The organism is Pantoea sp. C1E2 (assembly GCF_056491465.1).
Genome location: NZ_JBSZHT010000002.1, coordinates 1,398,722 through 1,414,337, shown reverse-complemented (window position 1 = coordinate 1,414,337; position 15,616 = coordinate 1,398,722). Strand labels below are relative to the sequence as shown.

19 protein-coding genes and 1 pseudogene are annotated in these 15,616 nt (G+C 49.9%); 3 read left to right on the top strand and 17 right to left on the bottom strand.

Annotated features, from left to right (window positions below):
* The first annotated feature begins 5 nt into the window (after positions 1-5).
* Both ACXI0A_RS06875 and ACXI0A_RS06870 read left to right on the top strand, forming a co-directional pair.
* The gene (locus ACXI0A_RS06875) at positions 6-1,928 is read left to right on the top strand and encodes a UvrD-helicase domain-containing protein (RefSeq protein WP_476149701.1); all 1,923 of its coding nucleotides are present in this window, start codon (positions 6-8) and stop codon (positions 1,926-1,928) included.
* 229 nt (positions 1,929-2,157) lie between these two features.
* On the top strand, positions 2,158-2,778 hold the full coding sequence (locus ACXI0A_RS06870; RefSeq protein ID WP_476149703.1) for a poly-gamma-glutamate hydrolase family protein: 621 nt from the start codon (positions 2,158-2,160) through the stop codon (positions 2,776-2,778).
* A gap of 215 nt (positions 2,779-2,993) precedes the next feature.
* Here ACXI0A_RS06870 and ACXI0A_RS06865 read toward each other — a convergent pair.
* The 12 genes from ACXI0A_RS06865 to ACXI0A_RS06810 all read right to left on the bottom strand — a co-directional run bounded on the left by ACXI0A_RS06865 (position 2,994) and on the right by ACXI0A_RS06810 (position 12,628).
* A protein-coding gene (locus ACXI0A_RS06865; RefSeq protein WP_476148337.1) for an IS3 family transposase occupies positions 2,994-4,114 on the bottom strand; the annotation gives its coding sequence in 2 pieces (ribosomal slippage) (positions 2,994-3,856 and positions 3,856-4,114; 1,122 coding nt in all).
* Positions 4,115-4,229: 115 nt separating this feature from the next.
* A complete protein-coding gene (locus ACXI0A_RS06860; protein ID WP_476149705.1) occupies positions 4,230-5,486 on the bottom strand; it encodes an integrase arm-type DNA-binding domain-containing protein in 1,257 nt (418 codons plus the stop codon).
* Between the two features lie 590 nt (positions 5,487-6,076).
* On the bottom strand, positions 6,077-6,397 hold the full coding sequence (locus ACXI0A_RS06855) for a phage repressor protein (RefSeq protein ID WP_479485204.1): 321 nt from the start codon (positions 6,395-6,397) through the stop codon (positions 6,077-6,079).
* On the bottom strand, positions 6,397-6,636 hold the full coding sequence (locus ACXI0A_RS06850) for a hypothetical protein (protein WP_476149709.1): 240 nt from the start codon (positions 6,634-6,636) through the stop codon (positions 6,397-6,399). Before ACXI0A_RS06850 ends, ACXI0A_RS06855 begins: the two co-directional genes overlap by 1 nt.
* A gap of 275 nt (positions 6,637-6,911) precedes the next feature.
* A complete protein-coding gene (locus ACXI0A_RS06845; RefSeq protein WP_476149710.1) occupies positions 6,912-7,334 on the bottom strand; it encodes a tail fiber assembly protein in 423 nt (140 codons plus the stop codon).
* Positions 7,334-8,671 (bottom strand): glycine-rich domain-containing protein, encoded by a 1,338-nt coding sequence (locus tag ACXI0A_RS06840; RefSeq protein WP_479485203.1) that lies wholly within the window; start codon positions 8,669-8,671, stop codon positions 7,334-7,336. Before ACXI0A_RS06840 ends, ACXI0A_RS06845 begins: the two co-directional genes overlap by 1 nt.
* The gene (locus tag ACXI0A_RS06835) at positions 8,649-9,335 is read right to left on the bottom strand and encodes a baseplate wedge 1 family protein (protein ID WP_476149714.1); all 687 of its coding nucleotides are present in this window, start codon (positions 9,333-9,335) and stop codon (positions 8,649-8,651) included. The genes ACXI0A_RS06840 and ACXI0A_RS06835 overlap by 23 nt, the downstream gene beginning before the upstream one ends.
* A complete protein-coding gene (locus tag ACXI0A_RS06830) occupies positions 9,332-10,570 on the bottom strand; it encodes a baseplate J/gp47 family protein (protein ID WP_476149716.1) in 1,239 nt (412 codons plus the stop codon). Before ACXI0A_RS06830 ends, ACXI0A_RS06835 begins: the two co-directional genes overlap by 4 nt.
* A 7-nt stretch (positions 10,571-10,577) precedes the next feature.
* The gene (locus ACXI0A_RS06825) at positions 10,578-10,937 is read right to left on the bottom strand and encodes a contractile injection system sheath initiator (protein ID WP_476149717.1); all 360 of its coding nucleotides are present in this window, start codon (positions 10,935-10,937) and stop codon (positions 10,578-10,580) included.
* Between the two features lie 66 nt (positions 10,938-11,003).
* On the bottom strand, positions 11,004-11,708 hold the full coding sequence (locus ACXI0A_RS06820; RefSeq protein WP_476149718.1) for a Rha family transcriptional regulator: 705 nt from the start codon (positions 11,706-11,708) through the stop codon (positions 11,004-11,006).
* Between the two features lie 64 nt (positions 11,709-11,772).
* Positions 11,773-12,480: a P22AR C-terminal domain-containing protein gene (locus ACXI0A_RS06815; RefSeq protein ID WP_476149719.1), complete on the bottom strand. Its 708-nt coding sequence runs from the start codon at positions 12,478-12,480 to the stop codon at positions 11,773-11,775.
* Positions 12,470-12,628 (bottom strand): hypothetical protein, encoded by a 159-nt coding sequence (locus tag ACXI0A_RS06810; RefSeq protein ID WP_262287643.1) that lies wholly within the window; start codon positions 12,626-12,628, stop codon positions 12,470-12,472. Before ACXI0A_RS06810 ends, ACXI0A_RS06815 begins: the two co-directional genes overlap by 11 nt.
* A gap of 95 nt (positions 12,629-12,723) precedes the next feature.
* Here ACXI0A_RS06810 and ACXI0A_RS06805 point away from each other — a divergent pair, with 95 nt between their 5' ends.
* On the top strand, positions 12,724-13,083 hold the full coding sequence (locus ACXI0A_RS06805; RefSeq protein ID WP_479485202.1) for an Arc family DNA-binding protein: 360 nt from the start codon (positions 12,724-12,726) through the stop codon (positions 13,081-13,083).
* Positions 13,084-13,096: 13 nt separating this feature from the next.
* On the opposite strand, the gene ACXI0A_RS06800 is transcribed toward ACXI0A_RS06805, so the two are convergent.
* From ACXI0A_RS06800 to ACXI0A_RS06780, 5 genes and pseudogenes are all read right to left on the bottom strand, one after another.
* A complete protein-coding gene (locus ACXI0A_RS06800; RefSeq protein WP_476149723.1) occupies positions 13,097-13,492 on the bottom strand; it encodes a hypothetical protein in 396 nt (131 codons plus the stop codon).
* On the bottom strand, positions 13,492-13,842 hold the full coding sequence (locus ACXI0A_RS06795) for a hypothetical protein (RefSeq protein ID WP_479485286.1): 351 nt from the start codon (positions 13,840-13,842) through the stop codon (positions 13,492-13,494). The genes ACXI0A_RS06800 and ACXI0A_RS06795 overlap by 1 nt, the downstream gene beginning before the upstream one ends.
* Positions 13,843-13,926: 84 nt before the next feature.
* Positions 13,927-14,133 (bottom strand): annotated as a pseudogene (locus ACXI0A_RS06790) (DUF2184 domain-containing protein); the annotation flags it as partial.
* The gene (locus tag ACXI0A_RS06785) at positions 14,133-14,615 is read right to left on the bottom strand and encodes a structural cement protein Gp24 (RefSeq protein WP_479485201.1); all 483 of its coding nucleotides are present in this window, start codon (positions 14,613-14,615) and stop codon (positions 14,133-14,135) included. The pseudogene ACXI0A_RS06790 and the gene ACXI0A_RS06785, both read right to left, overlap by 1 nt.
* Position 14,616: 1 nt before the next feature.
* Positions 14,617-15,597, bottom strand: coding sequence for a DUF2213 domain-containing protein (locus ACXI0A_RS06780; protein ID WP_479485200.1), 981 nt, complete (start codon positions 15,595-15,597; stop codon positions 14,617-14,619).
* Positions 15,598-15,616 lie beyond the last annotated feature (19 nt).

The following is a 15,616-nucleotide window of genomic DNA, read 5'->3' as shown; positions in this document are numbered from 1 at the left end:
AAAAAATGAGTGCTGTCCATCTGTCTCCAGACGACTTAGTCGAACTGACGACGCTAGCCAGAGACCTGAACTTTGACGATGCTGAACGTCGTTCTGCCCTACTTGAAAACGGATCGCGTGATTTTAATGCAGTACCTGGGAGTGGGAAGACATCGCTGCTTGCTGCAAAACTTTTGTTGCTGGCTAGGAAATGGCCTCATGCACGAAGAGGCATATGTGTTCTAAGTCATACTAACGTTGCTCGTAATGAGATTGCACATCGCCTGGCGGGAACGGTCGAAGGATCTCAGCTTCTGAGCTACCCCCATTTCATCGGTACTATCCATAGCTTCGTCAATCATTTCTTTGCAATGCCCATACTGCGTAGCTTGGGAGAAAAAATTGATGTCATTGATGATCTGGTGTTCGCGGATAAAGCTCGTTCTCTATTGCTAACTAGAAAATTTGCAGGCCTTCGCATTTATCTGGAAAACCAGAGGAATGGTGAAGGTATCGCCACTACGCTTTTCTATCGAACGGCGGCGCTTAGCGTGCATGCTGAAAGTGGCAGCCTGCCCGCATCGCATACAAAGTCTTACAGCTCTTTGATTGAGCTAAAGAATATTCTGTCTTCTCTGGGTATTTTTCGCCATCGTGACATGTTTGCATTTGCTGACCTAGCGCTCCAGACCTGCCCGAGGCTTCTTGATGTTGCCCATCGTCGCTTCCCGATGGTGTTCATCGACGAGATGCAAGATACCTCCTGGGATCAAGAGTCTTTGTTAAATAGTATTTTCAATGGTCGGTCAGTAATGCAGCGTTTTGGGGACATCGATCAGAAGATTCTTTCCGATGAAGAACAAGCTGAATTACTCACATTCCCTAGGGCTGGATATGGATGCATAAGTACCAGCAAGCGGTTTGGTAAAGCAATTGCCGATGCTGTAGGGTGTGTCCGTGTTAGTGGTGAGGCTGTTGTTGGAGAGGCCGAAGATGTCCATGCGCCAGTCCTGCTCCTGTACAAAACAGATAATGCAATCAAAGTGGTCGAACGCTTTGGTCGAATCGTTATTAGCCAATTAAGCGAAGACAACATTGGTGCTCGAGAGGTTAAGGCGATGAGCGCTCGCAAAACCGGCGAGGGCAACGTTGATGCAGGTCGTCACCTTCTTGATTACTGTCCAACATATGGCGGAGACAAGCTTACTGCAGGAATACGCCTTGAAAGTTTCTGGAGTCTTGTCGGGGACTGTAAAGGGGCTTTGAAGGAAACATCGTTGAGTTCCAGAGTTTCTGACGTTCGCAGAGCATTATTGCTAGTTCTACGTGCAGCTGGGGCATCGTTTGTGCAAGACATTCATGATGCACGAATACTTCCACGAGCGGCAAAGGCTGTTACGCCCACAGGGACAATTGATAAGTTAACACGGCAGCTCGCATTGTTCGGAAAAGAACTTTGTTCAGATGGCTATCAACATGCATTAATAAATCTGCTTTACACGCAACTAAAGCCATACTTTCCCGATGAGCTAAGCCTTGAAATATTCAAGGGACTGGGTATCTTTAAAGACGCAGCCGAGAAGCAGATACTGAACACTTCTACCTCGGGTAGATGTGAAATTAGTTTTGAGGGAAGGATCCTCGACATTGGGCTCGGTACGGTTGCAGGGATGAAAGGCGAAACTCATGCTGCATCTTTAATACTGGAATCCTACGGTGGGATCAGTCGTAAGTTCGATGTTGCTCTGGGGCTCGAGTATTTGGCAGGGACGGCGACCAAAAACATTTCAAAGCTTCCAAAAACTCAGCAGGCACAAATGCGCAACCTTTACGTAGCAATGTCTCGGCCAACGAAATTATTATGCCTCGCAGCAAACGAAAACCGAGTTTCAAATGACCTACGTGATGCACTTGTATCTAAAGGATGGATTATCGAGGAAATAACCTAAAAGATCATGCCGGAATGGGCTATGTTTGTTCTTAACTGTTCAGTGTTCACTCGTTCAGTTACGATGCCACAACAGGAGTAGCTAAGGATGCGAACAGAAAACTAAAGCGTAACGCGGTATTGCAGTCTGTCTCGCTCACTAACCCGACGTACAGAGGCATCATGAACAGTACCCTCTAAGAAAATCAAAGACACCAAGCATTTATTCACATGCAATTAAATGAGGTATTATGAATAAAGACATATACTCTTGTTTCACTGATTTAAAAGAAAATGAGCCTGATGGGAGTTTTGACATCAGCTGTGAAATAGAAAACCGTAGCAGTGTATATGCGGTTATTGCTCCACATGGAGGAAAGCTAGAAACAGGGACAACAGATATATCTCTAGCCATCTCTCGTAAAGATCTATCCCTCTATACGTTCAATGCAAATAAACCCAATAATAATAGAACCCTTCACATAACAAGCACTAATTTCGATGAACCACAATGCGAGAAAATATTAGGAAGTGTAGAAACGGTTCTGGCTATTCATGGTGCAAGAGATCCCGAAACAGAACCGAAAGAAAGAGTCTGGGTTGGAGGAAACCTCCGTGAAACATTTGAAGTGAATTTGAAGGAAAGATTGAAACCTTTAGAGCTTTTAGTTGAAATAAACTCAAAATTTTTAGGAAGAGAACCTAACAATATCTGCAATCGAGGCATTAGCCGACTAGGGATGCAGCTTGAGCTAACAAAGTCACTCCGTGACAGGCTAAAAACGGATAAAAAATTTCTAGAGCAATTCAGTGACGCTGTCCGTACTGCGATGATGCTTACCTATCCAACTGAATCATCAAGGATAATCTAGACACTTCCGAGCCGTTGATGGACTGACCCCGCCCTGATAGATCGCTCCGAAGCTTACTGACACGCCCTACATCGCACATCACTTTTTGCATCAGGTATCGGCTTGTGATGGCTAAAGATGATAAGATTAGCACCATTTAATCTGCATGGTGTTCATTCAAGGGCATCTACCTCCCAGCAGTTCAGGTGACCTGCCCCCAGTATTAGATACAACCTTCAGTTAGTAATGTCGGTTGGTTTTTCTTCATGTTTCCCGTTTCGCCAGCATGCTGCAAATTCAAACGGCGTCTGGTAATTCAGCGATGAATGAGGTCTGGACTCGTTATAGTCCTGCCGCCAGTCATTAATGATTTTCCGGGCATGAAGAATATCGCTGAACCAGTGCTCATTCAGGCATTCATCCCGAAATCGTCCGTTAAAACTCTCAATAAATCCGTTCTGTGTTGGCTTACCCGGCTGGATAAGTCGCAGTTCTACACCATGCTCAAAAGCCCACTGATCGAGCGCTCGGCAGGTAAATTCAGGGCCCTGATCGGTTCTTATCGTTGCCGGATAGCCACGAAACAGCGCGATGCTGTCCAAAATACGCGCGACCTGAGCGCCTGAAATACCGAAAGCAGCGGTGATCGTCAGACACTCCTTCGTGAAATCATCCACGCAGGTCAGGCACTTAATCCGTCGGCCGCTGGCAAGTGCATCCATGACAAAATCCATCGACCATGTCAGGTTCGGCACATCCGGGCGGAGAAGCGGAAGCCGCTCAGTCGCCAGACCCTTGCGGCGTCGCCTGCGTTTTACACCCAGACCGTTAAGGTGATAGATGCGGTAAACCCGCTTGTGGTTGACGTGAAGGCCCTCCCGACGCAATAACTGCCAGATGCGCCGGTAACCAAATCGGCGACGTTCAAGTGCCAGCTCTGTGATACGCAGAGATAGCTGCGCGTCAGCATCCGGACGCTGAGCCGAATAACGGCAGGTTGAAAGGGACAGACCCGCCAGCCTGCATGCACGGCGTTGCGACAGACCCGTTGTCTCACACATGACTTCCACGGCTTCCCGCTTCTGGTCTGTCGTCAGAACTTTCGGCCCAGAGCCACCTGAAGCGCCTCCTTATCCAGCATGGCTTCAGCGAGCAGCTTCTTGAGACGGGCGTTCTCCTCTTCAAGTGACTTGAGCCGCTTCACTTCAGGAACCTCCATGCCGCCAAACTTCTTGCGCCAGGTGTAGAAGGTAGCGTCTGAAATAGCATGCTTGCGGCAGAGTTCCCGGGCTGAAACCCCGGCTTCGGCCTCGCGGAGAATACTGATGATCTGTTCGTCGGAAAATCGCTTCTTCATGGGGATGTCCTCATGTGACTTATGAAGACATTACTAACATCGCGGTGTATTAATCAACGGGGAGCAGGTCAATTCAATTAAATGTGTCCGGGTAGCAAACGCTACCCGGACACATTTACGTGTTTACTTTAGCAAAATCAAAAGGACTAATCCCCTTCTCCCGATTAGCATCCAGATAATCCGCCCACCATTGCACCATCAGTCTACGCTCCCCTAAGTGCTCGGCCTTATGAATATAAGCCGCACGCACAGAGTTACGCTCCTGATGACTCATCTGCCGCTCTACCGCATCCTTCGACCACAAACCCGACTCAATCAGCGAACTACAAGCCATGGTTCTGAAACCATGCCCGCATACCTCAACCTTTGTATCGTAACCCATCACTCGCAGAGCCTTATTCACCGTATTCTCACTCATCGGCTTACGCGGATCGTGATCACCAACGAAGATCAGCTCTCGGTTTCCACTCATGCTTCTGATCTTTTCAAGAATGGTCAGAGCCTGGCGGGATAAAGGAACAAGATGAGGAGTTCGCATTTTCGATCCCCGATGTGAATGCTTTACACCTTCCAGTGGTTCTCGCTCCCCCGGGATCGTCCACATAGCAGTTTCAAAATCCACTTCTACCCAACGGGCAAAACGGAGCTCGCTTGAACGGATGAAAACTAATAACGTCAACTCCACAGCTAAGCGTGTTAACGGTCTACCCGTATATGTGTCGATATGATGAAGTAGTTCAGGAATGCGATTAAGTTCTAGCGCAGCGCGATGTTGCCGTTTAGCTGTGGCAATCGCTCCAGCGAGCTCTTGCGCGGGGTTGTAGTCAATTAAACCGCTCTGCACGGCAAATCGCATAATGGCTGTTGTTCGTTGTTGTAGACGCGCCGCCACTTCAAGACGTCCAGACATCTCTACGGCCTTGATGGGAATAAGTAAATCTCTGGTTTTTAGCTCGGCAATATTCCGCTTACCAATCGCATCGAACAGATTATCTTCTAGACTTTTAAGAACACGGCCACTGTGCGACTCAGTCCACTTTTGATTGCTTGCGTGCCAGTCTCTGGCAACCAATTCAAAAGTGACGACCTCTTTAGCCTGTTCTTCTTTTACTGCACGCTTATGCTCACGGGGATCAACACCGGCAGCAACAAGCCTCCTGGCCTCCTCCCTCTTTTGACGAGCATCAGCCAAGGACGTTTCAGGGTAAACACCAAAAGCCATCAGGTGTTGTCTACCCCCAAAGCGGAAACGAAAGCGCCAGTATTTGGAGCCGTTAGGGTGTACCAGTAAAAACATGCCGTCGCCATCTACTAGCGAGTATTCCTTTGCTTCGGGTTTTGCCGAACGCCCCTTGGTATCAGTCAGGGCCATGATGGTATTCCTTCCATATGCTGCTGTGAGTATATAAGCATTATCGAACCAGCATAAATACTCGGTTCTATACTCACAAGCATGTTGATGTGGGGTAACTCAGATTGACGTCGGTTGACTGAAAAGCGGGGCAAAGCCTTGCGGGGACTGGATTTTAGGCATAAAAAAAAAGACCTCAGTTGAGGTCCATTTACATACTGTTGGTGCGAAGGCCGGACTCGAACCGGAGCCTCTCATTTAGATTATTTTAAGCGGTTTAATATTATTTATTTTATATAATTCATTTACATAATCTTCAGGCAATACTCGCTATCAAACTATCTTAATAAGCTTCAGTTTCATGCAATTAATCGTGAAATTTTGAGTGAATAAATGAAGGTGAAATAAAGGAGAGTTCAGTTGAAATGTGTTGTGTAAAATGGCACGCCCTACAGGATTCGAACCTGTGACCTACGGCTTAGAAGTTCCTAGAACCACCTTTTAACACAACAACTTACCGCATCTGACCGCGCTCACACGTCCCACGATGCCAAAACATGCAAAGGCTTGGAAAAGGTCTCAAACCTTTGTGTGTCCCAAATCTGTCCCACTCAAATCGTCGGCCGCCACTTCTCATCCAAAGTCAGCACTTCCACCGTCACCGCACCCAGCACAATCACCTCTTCCAGTTGCTCGCCCTCTATCAAACCGTCCTCTGTCATCAGGTGTTTCGGGTACCACTTCCCGAGCATGGGGTTACCTTCCATCTGGAAAGCGACCAAATCACCTGGCGAAACCTTAGCCACCCGGTCAACCAGCATGTAACCAGTCGCAGTCTCGATCATGAATGTGTTCGCCGGATTAGGTATGAATATGCGGTTGAGATTAATGCGCTCTTCAACGTAATCGGTAGCCGGTGAAGGAAATCCCATTAGAGAACCCTCCCCATGTTGCGCAGATAGTAGGTGCGATCGTCAGCATCACCTTCTGTCACGTCCTTAAAGCCAGTCTGGTGACGCACAATCCACTTGTTACACAGATCAAGCGTCCAGTAATGGTTTACGGCCGCAAGGCTGGTGCGGAACGCTGAACTGGTCACCATCAGGCAGCCAGAAGCATCTCGCTTGATAGCGTCGGTGAAAGCTATGGGTATGTCGGAATCGCGGGGCATGGTTTGGCCTCCCTGATAGTTACTGTATTTACATACAGTATTATTGATCGGTAGAACTGATCAAGAAGATCGAACAATTGATTTGTGAAGTACATGTGCAGGAAGGAGATTTAATTTTGAATGGTACATATGAGAGGAAGTTATGGAGGTGATTTTATTCGTGGTTGGTGTGATGGGCTTTTTGATGTTATCAGGGCTTGTAGGATGCCTGATTATTGCAATGCGGATTTTGAGGAAGGTAAAGAAGAAAGCCCCGATCTTGCCGGGGCAATCCATCATGAAGGCATAACAGGCCAGTCGATATCATCAGCAGTGTTTGCATCAATCCGATTTACAGCCACACGATACTGTTTCCAAGCCTTGAGAGAAGCAGTTTCCACATCAGTCGCCTCATCCAAATCTACAGCATCCTGAAGTGGCGCGATCGCAATCGTTGCCTGAGCTATCAAAGTGGCTTTGGTGGCAATGTTGTTATCAATTTTCTGCTGATTCTGAGCAGCTGCTTCTTCATCAGTCAGAGGCGGTGTCGTAAATGTTGCGCCATCATACAACCAACCTGTGGAAGGGTAGTTTCCCGCATCATCCGGAATCAATGCATACGTAACTCCTTCATCAAACTGCATGGGTGATTCTTCAGGCCCATCCCATACAATAGTGTTTAGTACCTTTCCATCCAGAATTAATGCGTATGTAGCCATTATGAATACTCCCAAACGATAACAAAGCCATTGCCGCCATTTCCGCCTTTCTGCGCCGCTGCGCCACCGGAAGACTGAGCAGAAGAGCCACCCGCACCGAGTATCGCATCCGTTCCTACTCCAGATGCGCCACCAATAGCCCTAGGACCTCCTGAAAACCTCGAAGATCCACCGCCTCCAGATATGGATGAAGATGTGACAGTGAAAAGGTTTTTATCACCGAAGCCACCTTTAGCATTCAATATGTTTCCACCTGAACCAACTCCACCATCACCTCCCCTGCTCTGACCCGGCGTACTACCTGAAGTTACTGGTGTGGTGCCTGTGCCGCCGCCGCCTCCACCGCCTGTGGCTTGAAGAAGTGTTCCAAATGAAGTAGTACCCCCAGATGCTGCTCCACCCCCGTCACTCTGCACGCCAACGCCTCCGGTTCCTATCGCTATGGCAACAGAAGAAGGAACCGAAGTGATAAGTGATGATGCATATCCGCCACCACCACCACCCGCACCGCCTGCAATTTGGGTTGATGTTGTTGCAATTGCACCTGCACCCGCACCACCTCCACCAACTAACTCAACGATGATCTGCTTCGTTCCAGTAGTAGGGGTGTATGTTCCGGATGAAGTGAACATCTGGACATTCAATAGAGCGCCAGGGCTCGATCCGCGAACAATATTCGTTCCATCACCCTGAAGGATTGCACTAACGCCTGCAGGCACTGCAATACCAGTTCCGCTAGGTGTTTTAACTGTGACACTGAACGCCCCGGTGCAGTTATTAATAATTTCCCAGCGCTTAATCCATGCAGGAACAACCAGGTTGATGTTGGCGGTAAGGGCTCCAGCCAGTGTGATGCGGTCTCGTCCTGCCTGGAGCGTGGTCAGCGTGACGCTAGAGCCAGCCAGCCCGGTCAATGCCGCTACACCATAGAAACCTGTTGGCACCCATCCAGTAAGCGCAGATGTGGTGTTTTCCGGGTTAACGGCATTGCCATCAGTTGTGTTTAGCCAGAAACCATCAAAGGTGGAGTTGGGAATTTTCGCCCCTTTCGGGAATCCAGTGATCGCCGTGTTGAATGTCGCGTTAAACGGATAACCTGCGCCCGCCTGAGCCCATCGTAGAGCTGCGGTAATGTCATTCAGCACGCCGTTAAAGTCGGTGCTGAATGGTGGCACACCACCGGCAGCCAGTGGCGTTCTGGTCAGCGGGGGAAATCCATCAGTATAAGATGCACGACCCGCAGTGATGCCAATCTGTGAATCGTTCGGGATATCCTGTTTAGATCCGCCATTGGCGAAAGGAACCGGTAAAAGTTTAGGCTGTGAGCTGGTTTGCATTTTTAATTCCTGAATCAGGGAAGAAGGTGCCGCTTTCGAATGGCTGTAGCCCGGCCTCTGCGAAGCCAAATGTGTTGTCGAAGTCGAGGGACATAATGTTGACGCTCACGCCTGCAGGCTTTGCTATGGCGGTGGAGTTCAGCAATATCGCCCACTCAACGTCACTAAGGTTGAAGTTGAATACATAGCTCATCGACATCACGCCGGTGATAGCCACGAAAGCATCACCTTCTTCACCAAACAGATAATGTAGAGCGCTGTTTAGAGTGGGTATCGTGCAGTCGGTGATGTTTGCCATCGCCTTAGCCATGATGAGCTTTCTGTATCCGTCGTCAGCCAGTCGCACGGTTGTGGTTAGCTGAAGCCCCTCAAAAAAAGGTGCTTCATTGAATGGCTTAGGTGAGTCTTCGCCTGCGCTTGTGAAGGACTCATCAAACCCGAAATATGTTGATTGCTGCGGAACGTTAAGCAGCCTGGACACGCCGACTATCTTCCCCCACACATCAAGCCCGTAACCGGTAGCCGTGGAAACATCCCAAATGGCCGTCAGGAATTCATCGGTGAACTCCGTCATATCCATCGTGGTGTTGAATGATTCAATCAGGCTTCGTAGATTGGGGCTGGCGGCGTATTGCGTGAGGATTGTGTCTCTCACATTATTCATACGAGCGTCACGCTTATGTCGTTAGCATCAAGAGATGGAATCTGGTCAACGCCGTATTCGACTGACGTTCCGTAGTTGGTGCCGTCGATACTCACCAGAACGGAAAGCACGTTGACTGATGTGGTGTCGATGTTATTCAGCACCGAATAGTAGCCACCGGCGAACACCTTGGATGCGATGCGCGCTTTGGATACCAGGTCACTGTTACCATTGAACGCGCTGATAATCTCGCTCTGAGCCTGCGCGATGATGTCAGATGGCAGTGTTGATACGTTCTCAAGCTGCACTTTGAAATAGGTGCGCGTCTGTGTCGGCGTGTTCCAGGTGATCGTGTATTGCGGTGAGATATTGGTGCCGCGTGACGTGTCGGTCACGACTGCGGATGTGTTACCCACCATGCCGCACGCTGCCTGATTCTTCACGTAGATTGCCTGAGCAATATCAGCAGGCTCACCACCATAGACGGCGATATAAACGCTGTGCTCTGGTACTGGATAGTTCGTGGATCCGATGTTTATCGTTGCGCCGGTATGGTTTGACCAGACATAGGCATCTGCCACGCCGTCAACATCGAGCACGGCCGCATAGATAGACTCAGGCGTTCCCTTTGCGTTCAGGGCTACTGATTGCTTGCGGCGATACTCAAAGTTGGCGCGGGATTCAACTGCGTTGCCCAGCACGCCTGCCGCAGCGTTGGTGATGCCAGACCAGCCGTTTACGGCGCGGTAAATCGTATTCAATGAGCCAATCGGGCAGGCAATAGCGCCTGTTGTCTGATTCTGGAAAACGATATCCACCGCACCCGATGCGGGAATCGTCGCATCGGCCAGTGAAGAGTATATGTAACCTGCATCGTCCTGCGCGGTGCTTCCGGCAGGGATAACCGTGCCAACTAATCCGGTAGCGGTGGCTGTAACCGTGGTCCCCTGAGCCGCAATCCTGTCGATAAAGTAGATGCGCCCAATAGCATCCTGAAATCTCCCGGTGGCGTAATCGGGGTTGATGCCGTTAACGATTGAAAGCAGCTGATCGTTCTTATCCGCGATGATGGCTGTTTCGCTCATAGCGATTTGCCCCTGCGGAGTGGTCAGGCTCTTGCTCATCCCGCCGCCGAGCGCATCATCCAGATCGCTTAATCGCCCATCGAGGATATCTTTCTCATCCGGTACCGACAGGCCGATATCGGAAAACGTGGCCGCCGGCACGGAGGTTGTGACAATTACGGTATCTGCCATGTTGGCCTCAGAAATTAATGGTGCTCTGGTTGTAGTTTTCGTCGGTGATGGTCATCACGCCGGATGCGATGCGATCCTGCTTTCCGATGGCAGTTGTGCAGGTTGCAGACTGGACGTAATCCAGCTTCAGCGCCTCGGACTGCATCTTGGTGTTGATTAACTGAGTGCCGGGCCAGTGACCGAGAATTCGCTGGTAATACGGGATGCCCAGCGTGGTGTCATACCAGACCTCACCCAGGAATGTTTTGCAGGCGCAAGCCACATCCTGAGCCACTGCGTAGGGGTTCTGCGTTTGCGCCAGATTGCCAGAACCATCCAGGGTGATGTCCCAGGCATCCGTGTTCAGAAGAAGGCTTTTGGTGAGCATGTGATCTCCGGGCAATAAAAAACCCGCCGGAGCGGGTTGGATTAAGGGGTTACTTCAAGTAAGGGCTTACGCAACATCAGCGCCGTGAATCAGGTGGCGAAGAGCTTTGACCCCTTCGGCGTTGTAGCGGAACGCTTCAACCTGCTTGCTGCTGTATGCCGACTTATCCATGACCGTGATGCCGTACTGCTCAGTTTTCAGGTTGTTCGCGTTTGCCACGCGTCCGATCTTCTGAGCTGACACTCCAAGCATTTCGCCAACCTCACCAGCAGAGTGGTAATGCTCTTCCAGTTTAGGTAGGGGCAGCAACTCAATACCAGCGGCATCATTGACTGCGCGAGCCATTGCTGTTTGCTTCGCAACATCACTCAGCTTCGGCATAAATGAAAGTGCCAGGCTAATCGCCTCAACTTCCATTTTGATGGCGCGTGCTCGGCGATACTCAGGAAGATGCGATTTCGATTTCTGCGGCAGAACCTCACCGCTTTCAAGTTGACGCCAGCGAGTTGCAACTTTGTGGCGCAGTGGGATGCTGTAGCCAGTCATCAGAGTAAGCGTCAGATCTTGGTCGAGCCAAAACTCTTGGTAGGTGCGCCCCTTATCATCTTGGTAATCGGCCGAAAAGTCGGCCGATTGAAGATTGAGCGCTTCGAAGAGTTTGCGGCAATCATCGAGAACGTGTTTATGCTGCTTGCCCGTCAGTGTCGCAATCTCACGGCTAGACATTTTGGTGACAGCTGATCTTGCATTTGCTACAGTTACTTTATTCATAGATTTCGCCTTCTATGTAGTCGATGTAGACCGCCAGCTGTAACTGGCGGTTTTTCTTTTTGCGTCACTGCAATCTCTGCTGGCGCAGGAACGGCAATACCCTGCTCCAGTTGTCATCCTTCCATGGTTGATGTTCGATGTGCTCCACTTCCCTCTTGATGATCTCTCTCGCCTTCTCCAGCGTTCTCGGATACTCATGCGTAATTGAGTAAAAGTGACCGGCCATTCGGTGCTCCGCTACACGCAGCAGCGGGTAAACCTCATTGCATGCATTCATCATCACTGAGCTGGCGCGCCACAACCAGGCTAGATCGCAGAGTTCTTCATCGGTAAGTCGCTTGGTCAGCGGTGAGTTAGCAACCTCGCGATCCAGAATGTCCAGCACCCAACGGCGGAATTCTTTAGCCACATCAGTGCGAGCAAACATTGCGATGAGATGAGCGCCACGCAGACTGAAAACACGAACTTTTTTGCGGTAATTTCCTGAGGTACTCACTTCGAGTACCTGAGTCATAGCGCTGGTAAACTCGTCGGCGTACTTGTTGTAGATCATCGTAACTGCGCGACTGTTGGAGTATTCAAGCGCCTTAGCAAGGTCTGAAGAGGTAAGCCATGTTCCAGTGATGTTTGATACCGGAATGAGTACTTTACCGTGGAAGTTGAGATCTGATTTAGCTACAATGTTCATGTTGGTTTTCTCGCAAAGGTTAACCGGCAAATTAGAGGCCCCGACTGTTAGCGCAGCTGGGGCTTCGTCGTTTTTACTGTGCATGCATTTGATCTCTAAACTTCAAAGCCCACACCAACGCCTGAACCAGAGCGGCGTTCTCAGATAAACCCTCTTCATCAGCAATGCGCTTAAACTCTTCTTTAAGCTTTTGCGGGTAACGCAGGGTTGTCTTTGCTTCGTTCTTTTCCATTACATTCTCCATGATGGCACTTTGCCGTGAAAGCAATATGCCATCATTGATTTTGGATAGCAATATGCCATCATCACATTTTTTTGGAGGTGGTGATGGCTGAACGTCCCGTTAAGGATTACGACAAATTTGTGCTGCGACTGCCGGAAGGAATGCGCGATTCAATTGCCAGCCGAGCAAAGCGAAATGGCCGATCAATGAACTCGGAGATAATTCTTACATTATTGAAAGACATATCTACTGAGGCTAAGCCTGATGCTTGGCTTGATGCCCTTATGAAGGCTCTAGAAGAGGTTGACATCTCAAGTGAGCACGGCATGGGTATTTTTAACCGGTCTGCTTCAGCGGCGATAAGAGATATCAACCAAAGGATTGAAATTGAAAATAGCAGGCTATCTTGGGTAGCTGATGCCTACGCCAAAGTTCTGGAAGATTCAAACAAAAAACCCACCTGATGGTGGGTTAGTTTCACATTCCTAGCGAGTAGCTCATGCTCATCAATGATGTGTACCCTCCGCTCCCGCACACCGAAAAGCTAATCCAATATTTCTGTCCTTCATCAATAATTTTCTGAAGATCTGAATACTGACTCTTGGTTAGCTGGTCAAAGTTGGTGGGGATTGCAAATACCTCGCCATCTTGCCTAGAGAACTGAATTAACTTAATCATATTGCCTGAATCGGAGTACTGGATTCTTTTCGCTCTAAAAGCGCCAGAGTGAGTCTCACATCCCTCCAAAGCCTCTGAAAGATTCCTCACCCCACCAGTCAAAGTGACTTGGTCTCTATAGACTTCCGGCTTAGCTGCGGCATTTGAAATTGCCGGAACAAGCAATAAAGCAAAGACAAGCGCACTAACTTTCATCACTTAGGTCCTTGTGTGTTTGAATTCCCTGATTCTACACCGCCATGCACGTGAGTAGAAAGGTTAATGCCTTTGGCTGTCACTTCGCCGGTAGCGGTTATGTTCCCGCCAAATGTGGCATTGCCTGCATATGTTCCCGCACCCTGAGTGAGTTGCCCGTTGGCCTCAATAATGGGTGAGTTTAGAGATATTTTGTCATTTGCATTCAGGATAACTGAGCTGCCATTTACGGTGACCACCAACGGCGAAACGATGTCGATACCATCATTCGCAAACTTCACGTACTGGATAGGGTCGCTGTTCAGCAGGCCGCCCAGATAAACACCGTCTGACTTACTGTGCGTCCGCATGGATGCAGGGAGTGACTCTTTTTTCTCTTCCTTCACGTTCGTGATGTCACGATCACAACAAAGCATGATGCCAATATCACCTGCTACCAGTACGCGGATCAGCTCAGGGTCAACGTAGTTGGTGAAGTAAGCAGGGATACCTGAGTTACCGGTGGTAACCATGGTTGGCTGAGCATCCATTGCCAGTGCGAAGTTATCCGCAAATTCCGGCTTCAGGTAATCTTTCGCGCCCGGCAGCACGATGCCGTACTTGCCGCTTGCTGCGGCGTAGTGCTGTTGAAACTTATTCATTAGTTGCTCCAGGTGCTGATTTTGACCAGTTCGCCTGCTGCTGCGATACTGCCTACTTTGAATGGGGTTTCGACGTAACCGGTGATGGTTGCGCCAGCGGCACCAGTCTGAACTTCACCAGTGGTCAGGGATGCAAACACTTTCTGTCCGCGCGTAGCAGCGGTAGAGGTACGCGCCCAGAAGTCACCAGCAACCATCAGGGTTACTTCGCGACCGGACTGGATAACGTTTGATGACGCGCCCAGCCAGGTGGTGATGACAGCCTGACCGTCACGATGCACGAAACCAGATGGTGCGCCGGTGCCTGCATTCGATGCCACGCCGCTGACGTCCCACGCAAATCGACCGATAGTCAGGCCGCTTGTGCCAGCCACCAGAGCAGCCTCACCAGCCAGGTAGGTGGCATGTTCGTTGGTGCTCGCAAAGCCACCTTCAACGCCCGGTGCCGGGTATTGATTAATTACACTCTGAAAACCTGCCATCTCAGTAACCTCGTTTCAGTTTGCCAGCGGTCGGGAAATCTTTCTCGAAGTCGCTGATTGATGCGGCATCCTGAGCCAGTGGAGCAGGACGTGAATTTTCTTTGTGGCTAATAGCCTGAGCCACCATTGCGCGGAACGCTGAAGGATGGACACCTTCGACATCAACTCCGTGCTGCTCAAGCGCAGTGCGGTAGACATCTTCAGCGGAGTCCATTGCTACCAGGTCGCCAACCAGTGGCTTGACGTCCTGCTCGGCCTGACGCATCAGGCGGAAGTTTTCAGCGGCTTTCTTCGTGGCGCTGTCAGCAGCCAGTCGGATAGCGGCATCCATAGCGGGTTTATCCACTTTTTTGTCCTTATCGTCTTTGTCTTCTTTGTTGTCGTCTTTATCTTCATCAGCAGCAACGGCAGGTGACAGAGCGGCGGCAATCTTGGCGATCAGCTCTTCAGATACCCCTGCTTCACGCAGCGCGGCCATGATGCCTTCTTTGTCATCATCGCCACTCACCTTCACTTCTTCGTCAGGCTCAACGCCTTCAGATGATGCTTCGATGATTTCAACCAGTTCTTCCGGCTCAAGCTCCATGTCGGCAGCCAGTGACGGTTTGTATTTGGCAGTAATGGCCTGCGCGATTGCCTTCGGTGTTTTGTGGGCATTCAGGATGGCCGTCAGGTCTTTCGGGGCTGCATCCTGAGCCAGTCGCGGCTTAAGGATCGCTCCCAGCGCTGCACGAATGGCTACGCCTTTGCGGTCTAACTTCATGTGTTTAAACTCCTGTGGGAGAGAATCGCCGACGACAACGTCAGCTCCTGCGCGGCCGGTTTCGACCAGTGCAACGTGGTTCCCGACGATGTCACGCATCACGCCTTCAAACTCATCGCCTTCAGGTGATTCGCCGGGAGTCATGTCAGCCCTGTATTGGTACGAGGACGACAGTTCTTTCTGCTCTTCAGTCTCAATGCCTGCGATAGCCTGAGCCACTTCTCTTTGAGGTATTCGG

What these genes read in the sequence shown, in the direction of transcription:
- ACXI0A_RS06875 (WP_476149701.1), top strand. Translation starts at nt 6, where the DNA reads ATGAGTGCTGTCCATCTGTCTCCAGACGACTTAGTCGAACTGACGACG.
- ACXI0A_RS06870 (WP_476149703.1), top strand. Translation starts at nt 2,158, where the DNA reads ATGAATAAAGACATATACTCTTGTTTCACTGATTTAAAAGAAAATGAG.
- ACXI0A_RS06860 (WP_476149705.1), bottom strand. Translation starts at nt 5,486, where the DNA reads ATGGCCCTGACTGATACCAAGGGGCGTTCGGCAAAACCCGAAGCAAAG.
- ACXI0A_RS06855 (WP_479485204.1), bottom strand. Translation starts at nt 6,397, where the DNA reads ATGGGATTTCCTTCACCGGCTACCGATTACGTTGAAGAGCGCATTAAT.
- ACXI0A_RS06850 (WP_476149709.1), bottom strand. Translation starts at nt 6,636, where the DNA reads ATGCCCCGCGATTCCGACATACCCATAGCTTTCACCGACGCTATCAAG.
- ACXI0A_RS06845 (WP_476149710.1), bottom strand. Translation starts at nt 7,334, where the DNA reads ATGGCTACATACGCATTAATTCTGGATGGAAAGGTACTAAACACTATT.
- ACXI0A_RS06840 (WP_479485203.1), bottom strand. Translation starts at nt 8,671, where the DNA reads ATGCAAACCAGCTCACAGCCTAAACTTTTACCGGTTCCTTTCGCCAAT.
- ACXI0A_RS06835 (WP_476149714.1), bottom strand. Translation starts at nt 9,335, where the DNA reads ATGAATAATGTGAGAGACACAATCCTCACGCAATACGCCGCCAGCCCC.
- ACXI0A_RS06830 (WP_476149716.1), bottom strand. Translation starts at nt 10,570, where the DNA reads ATGGCAGATACCGTAATTGTCACAACCTCCGTGCCGGCGGCCACGTTT.
- ACXI0A_RS06825 (WP_476149717.1), bottom strand. Translation starts at nt 10,937, where the DNA reads ATGCTCACCAAAAGCCTTCTTCTGAACACGGATGCCTGGGACATCACC.
- ACXI0A_RS06820 (WP_476149718.1), bottom strand. Translation starts at nt 11,708, where the DNA reads ATGAATAAAGTAACTGTAGCAAATGCAAGATCAGCTGTCACCAAAATG.
- ACXI0A_RS06815 (WP_476149719.1), bottom strand. Translation starts at nt 12,480, where the DNA reads ATGCACAGTAAAAACGACGAAGCCCCAGCTGCGCTAACAGTCGGGGCC.
- ACXI0A_RS06810 (WP_262287643.1), bottom strand. Translation starts at nt 12,628, where the DNA reads ATGGAAAAGAACGAAGCAAAGACAACCCTGCGTTACCCGCAAAAGCTT.
- ACXI0A_RS06805 (WP_479485202.1), top strand. Translation starts at nt 12,724, where the DNA reads ATGGCTGAACGTCCCGTTAAGGATTACGACAAATTTGTGCTGCGACTG.
- ACXI0A_RS06800 (WP_476149723.1), bottom strand. Translation starts at nt 13,492, where the DNA reads ATGAAAGTTAGTGCGCTTGTCTTTGCTTTATTGCTTGTTCCGGCAATT.
- ACXI0A_RS06795 (WP_479485286.1), bottom strand. Translation starts at nt 13,842, where the DNA reads ATGCGGACGCACAGTAAGTCAGACGGTGTTTATCTGGGCGGCCTGCTG.
- ACXI0A_RS06785 (WP_479485201.1), bottom strand. Translation starts at nt 14,615, where the DNA reads ATGGCAGGTTTTCAGAGTGTAATTAATCAATACCCGGCACCGGGCGTT.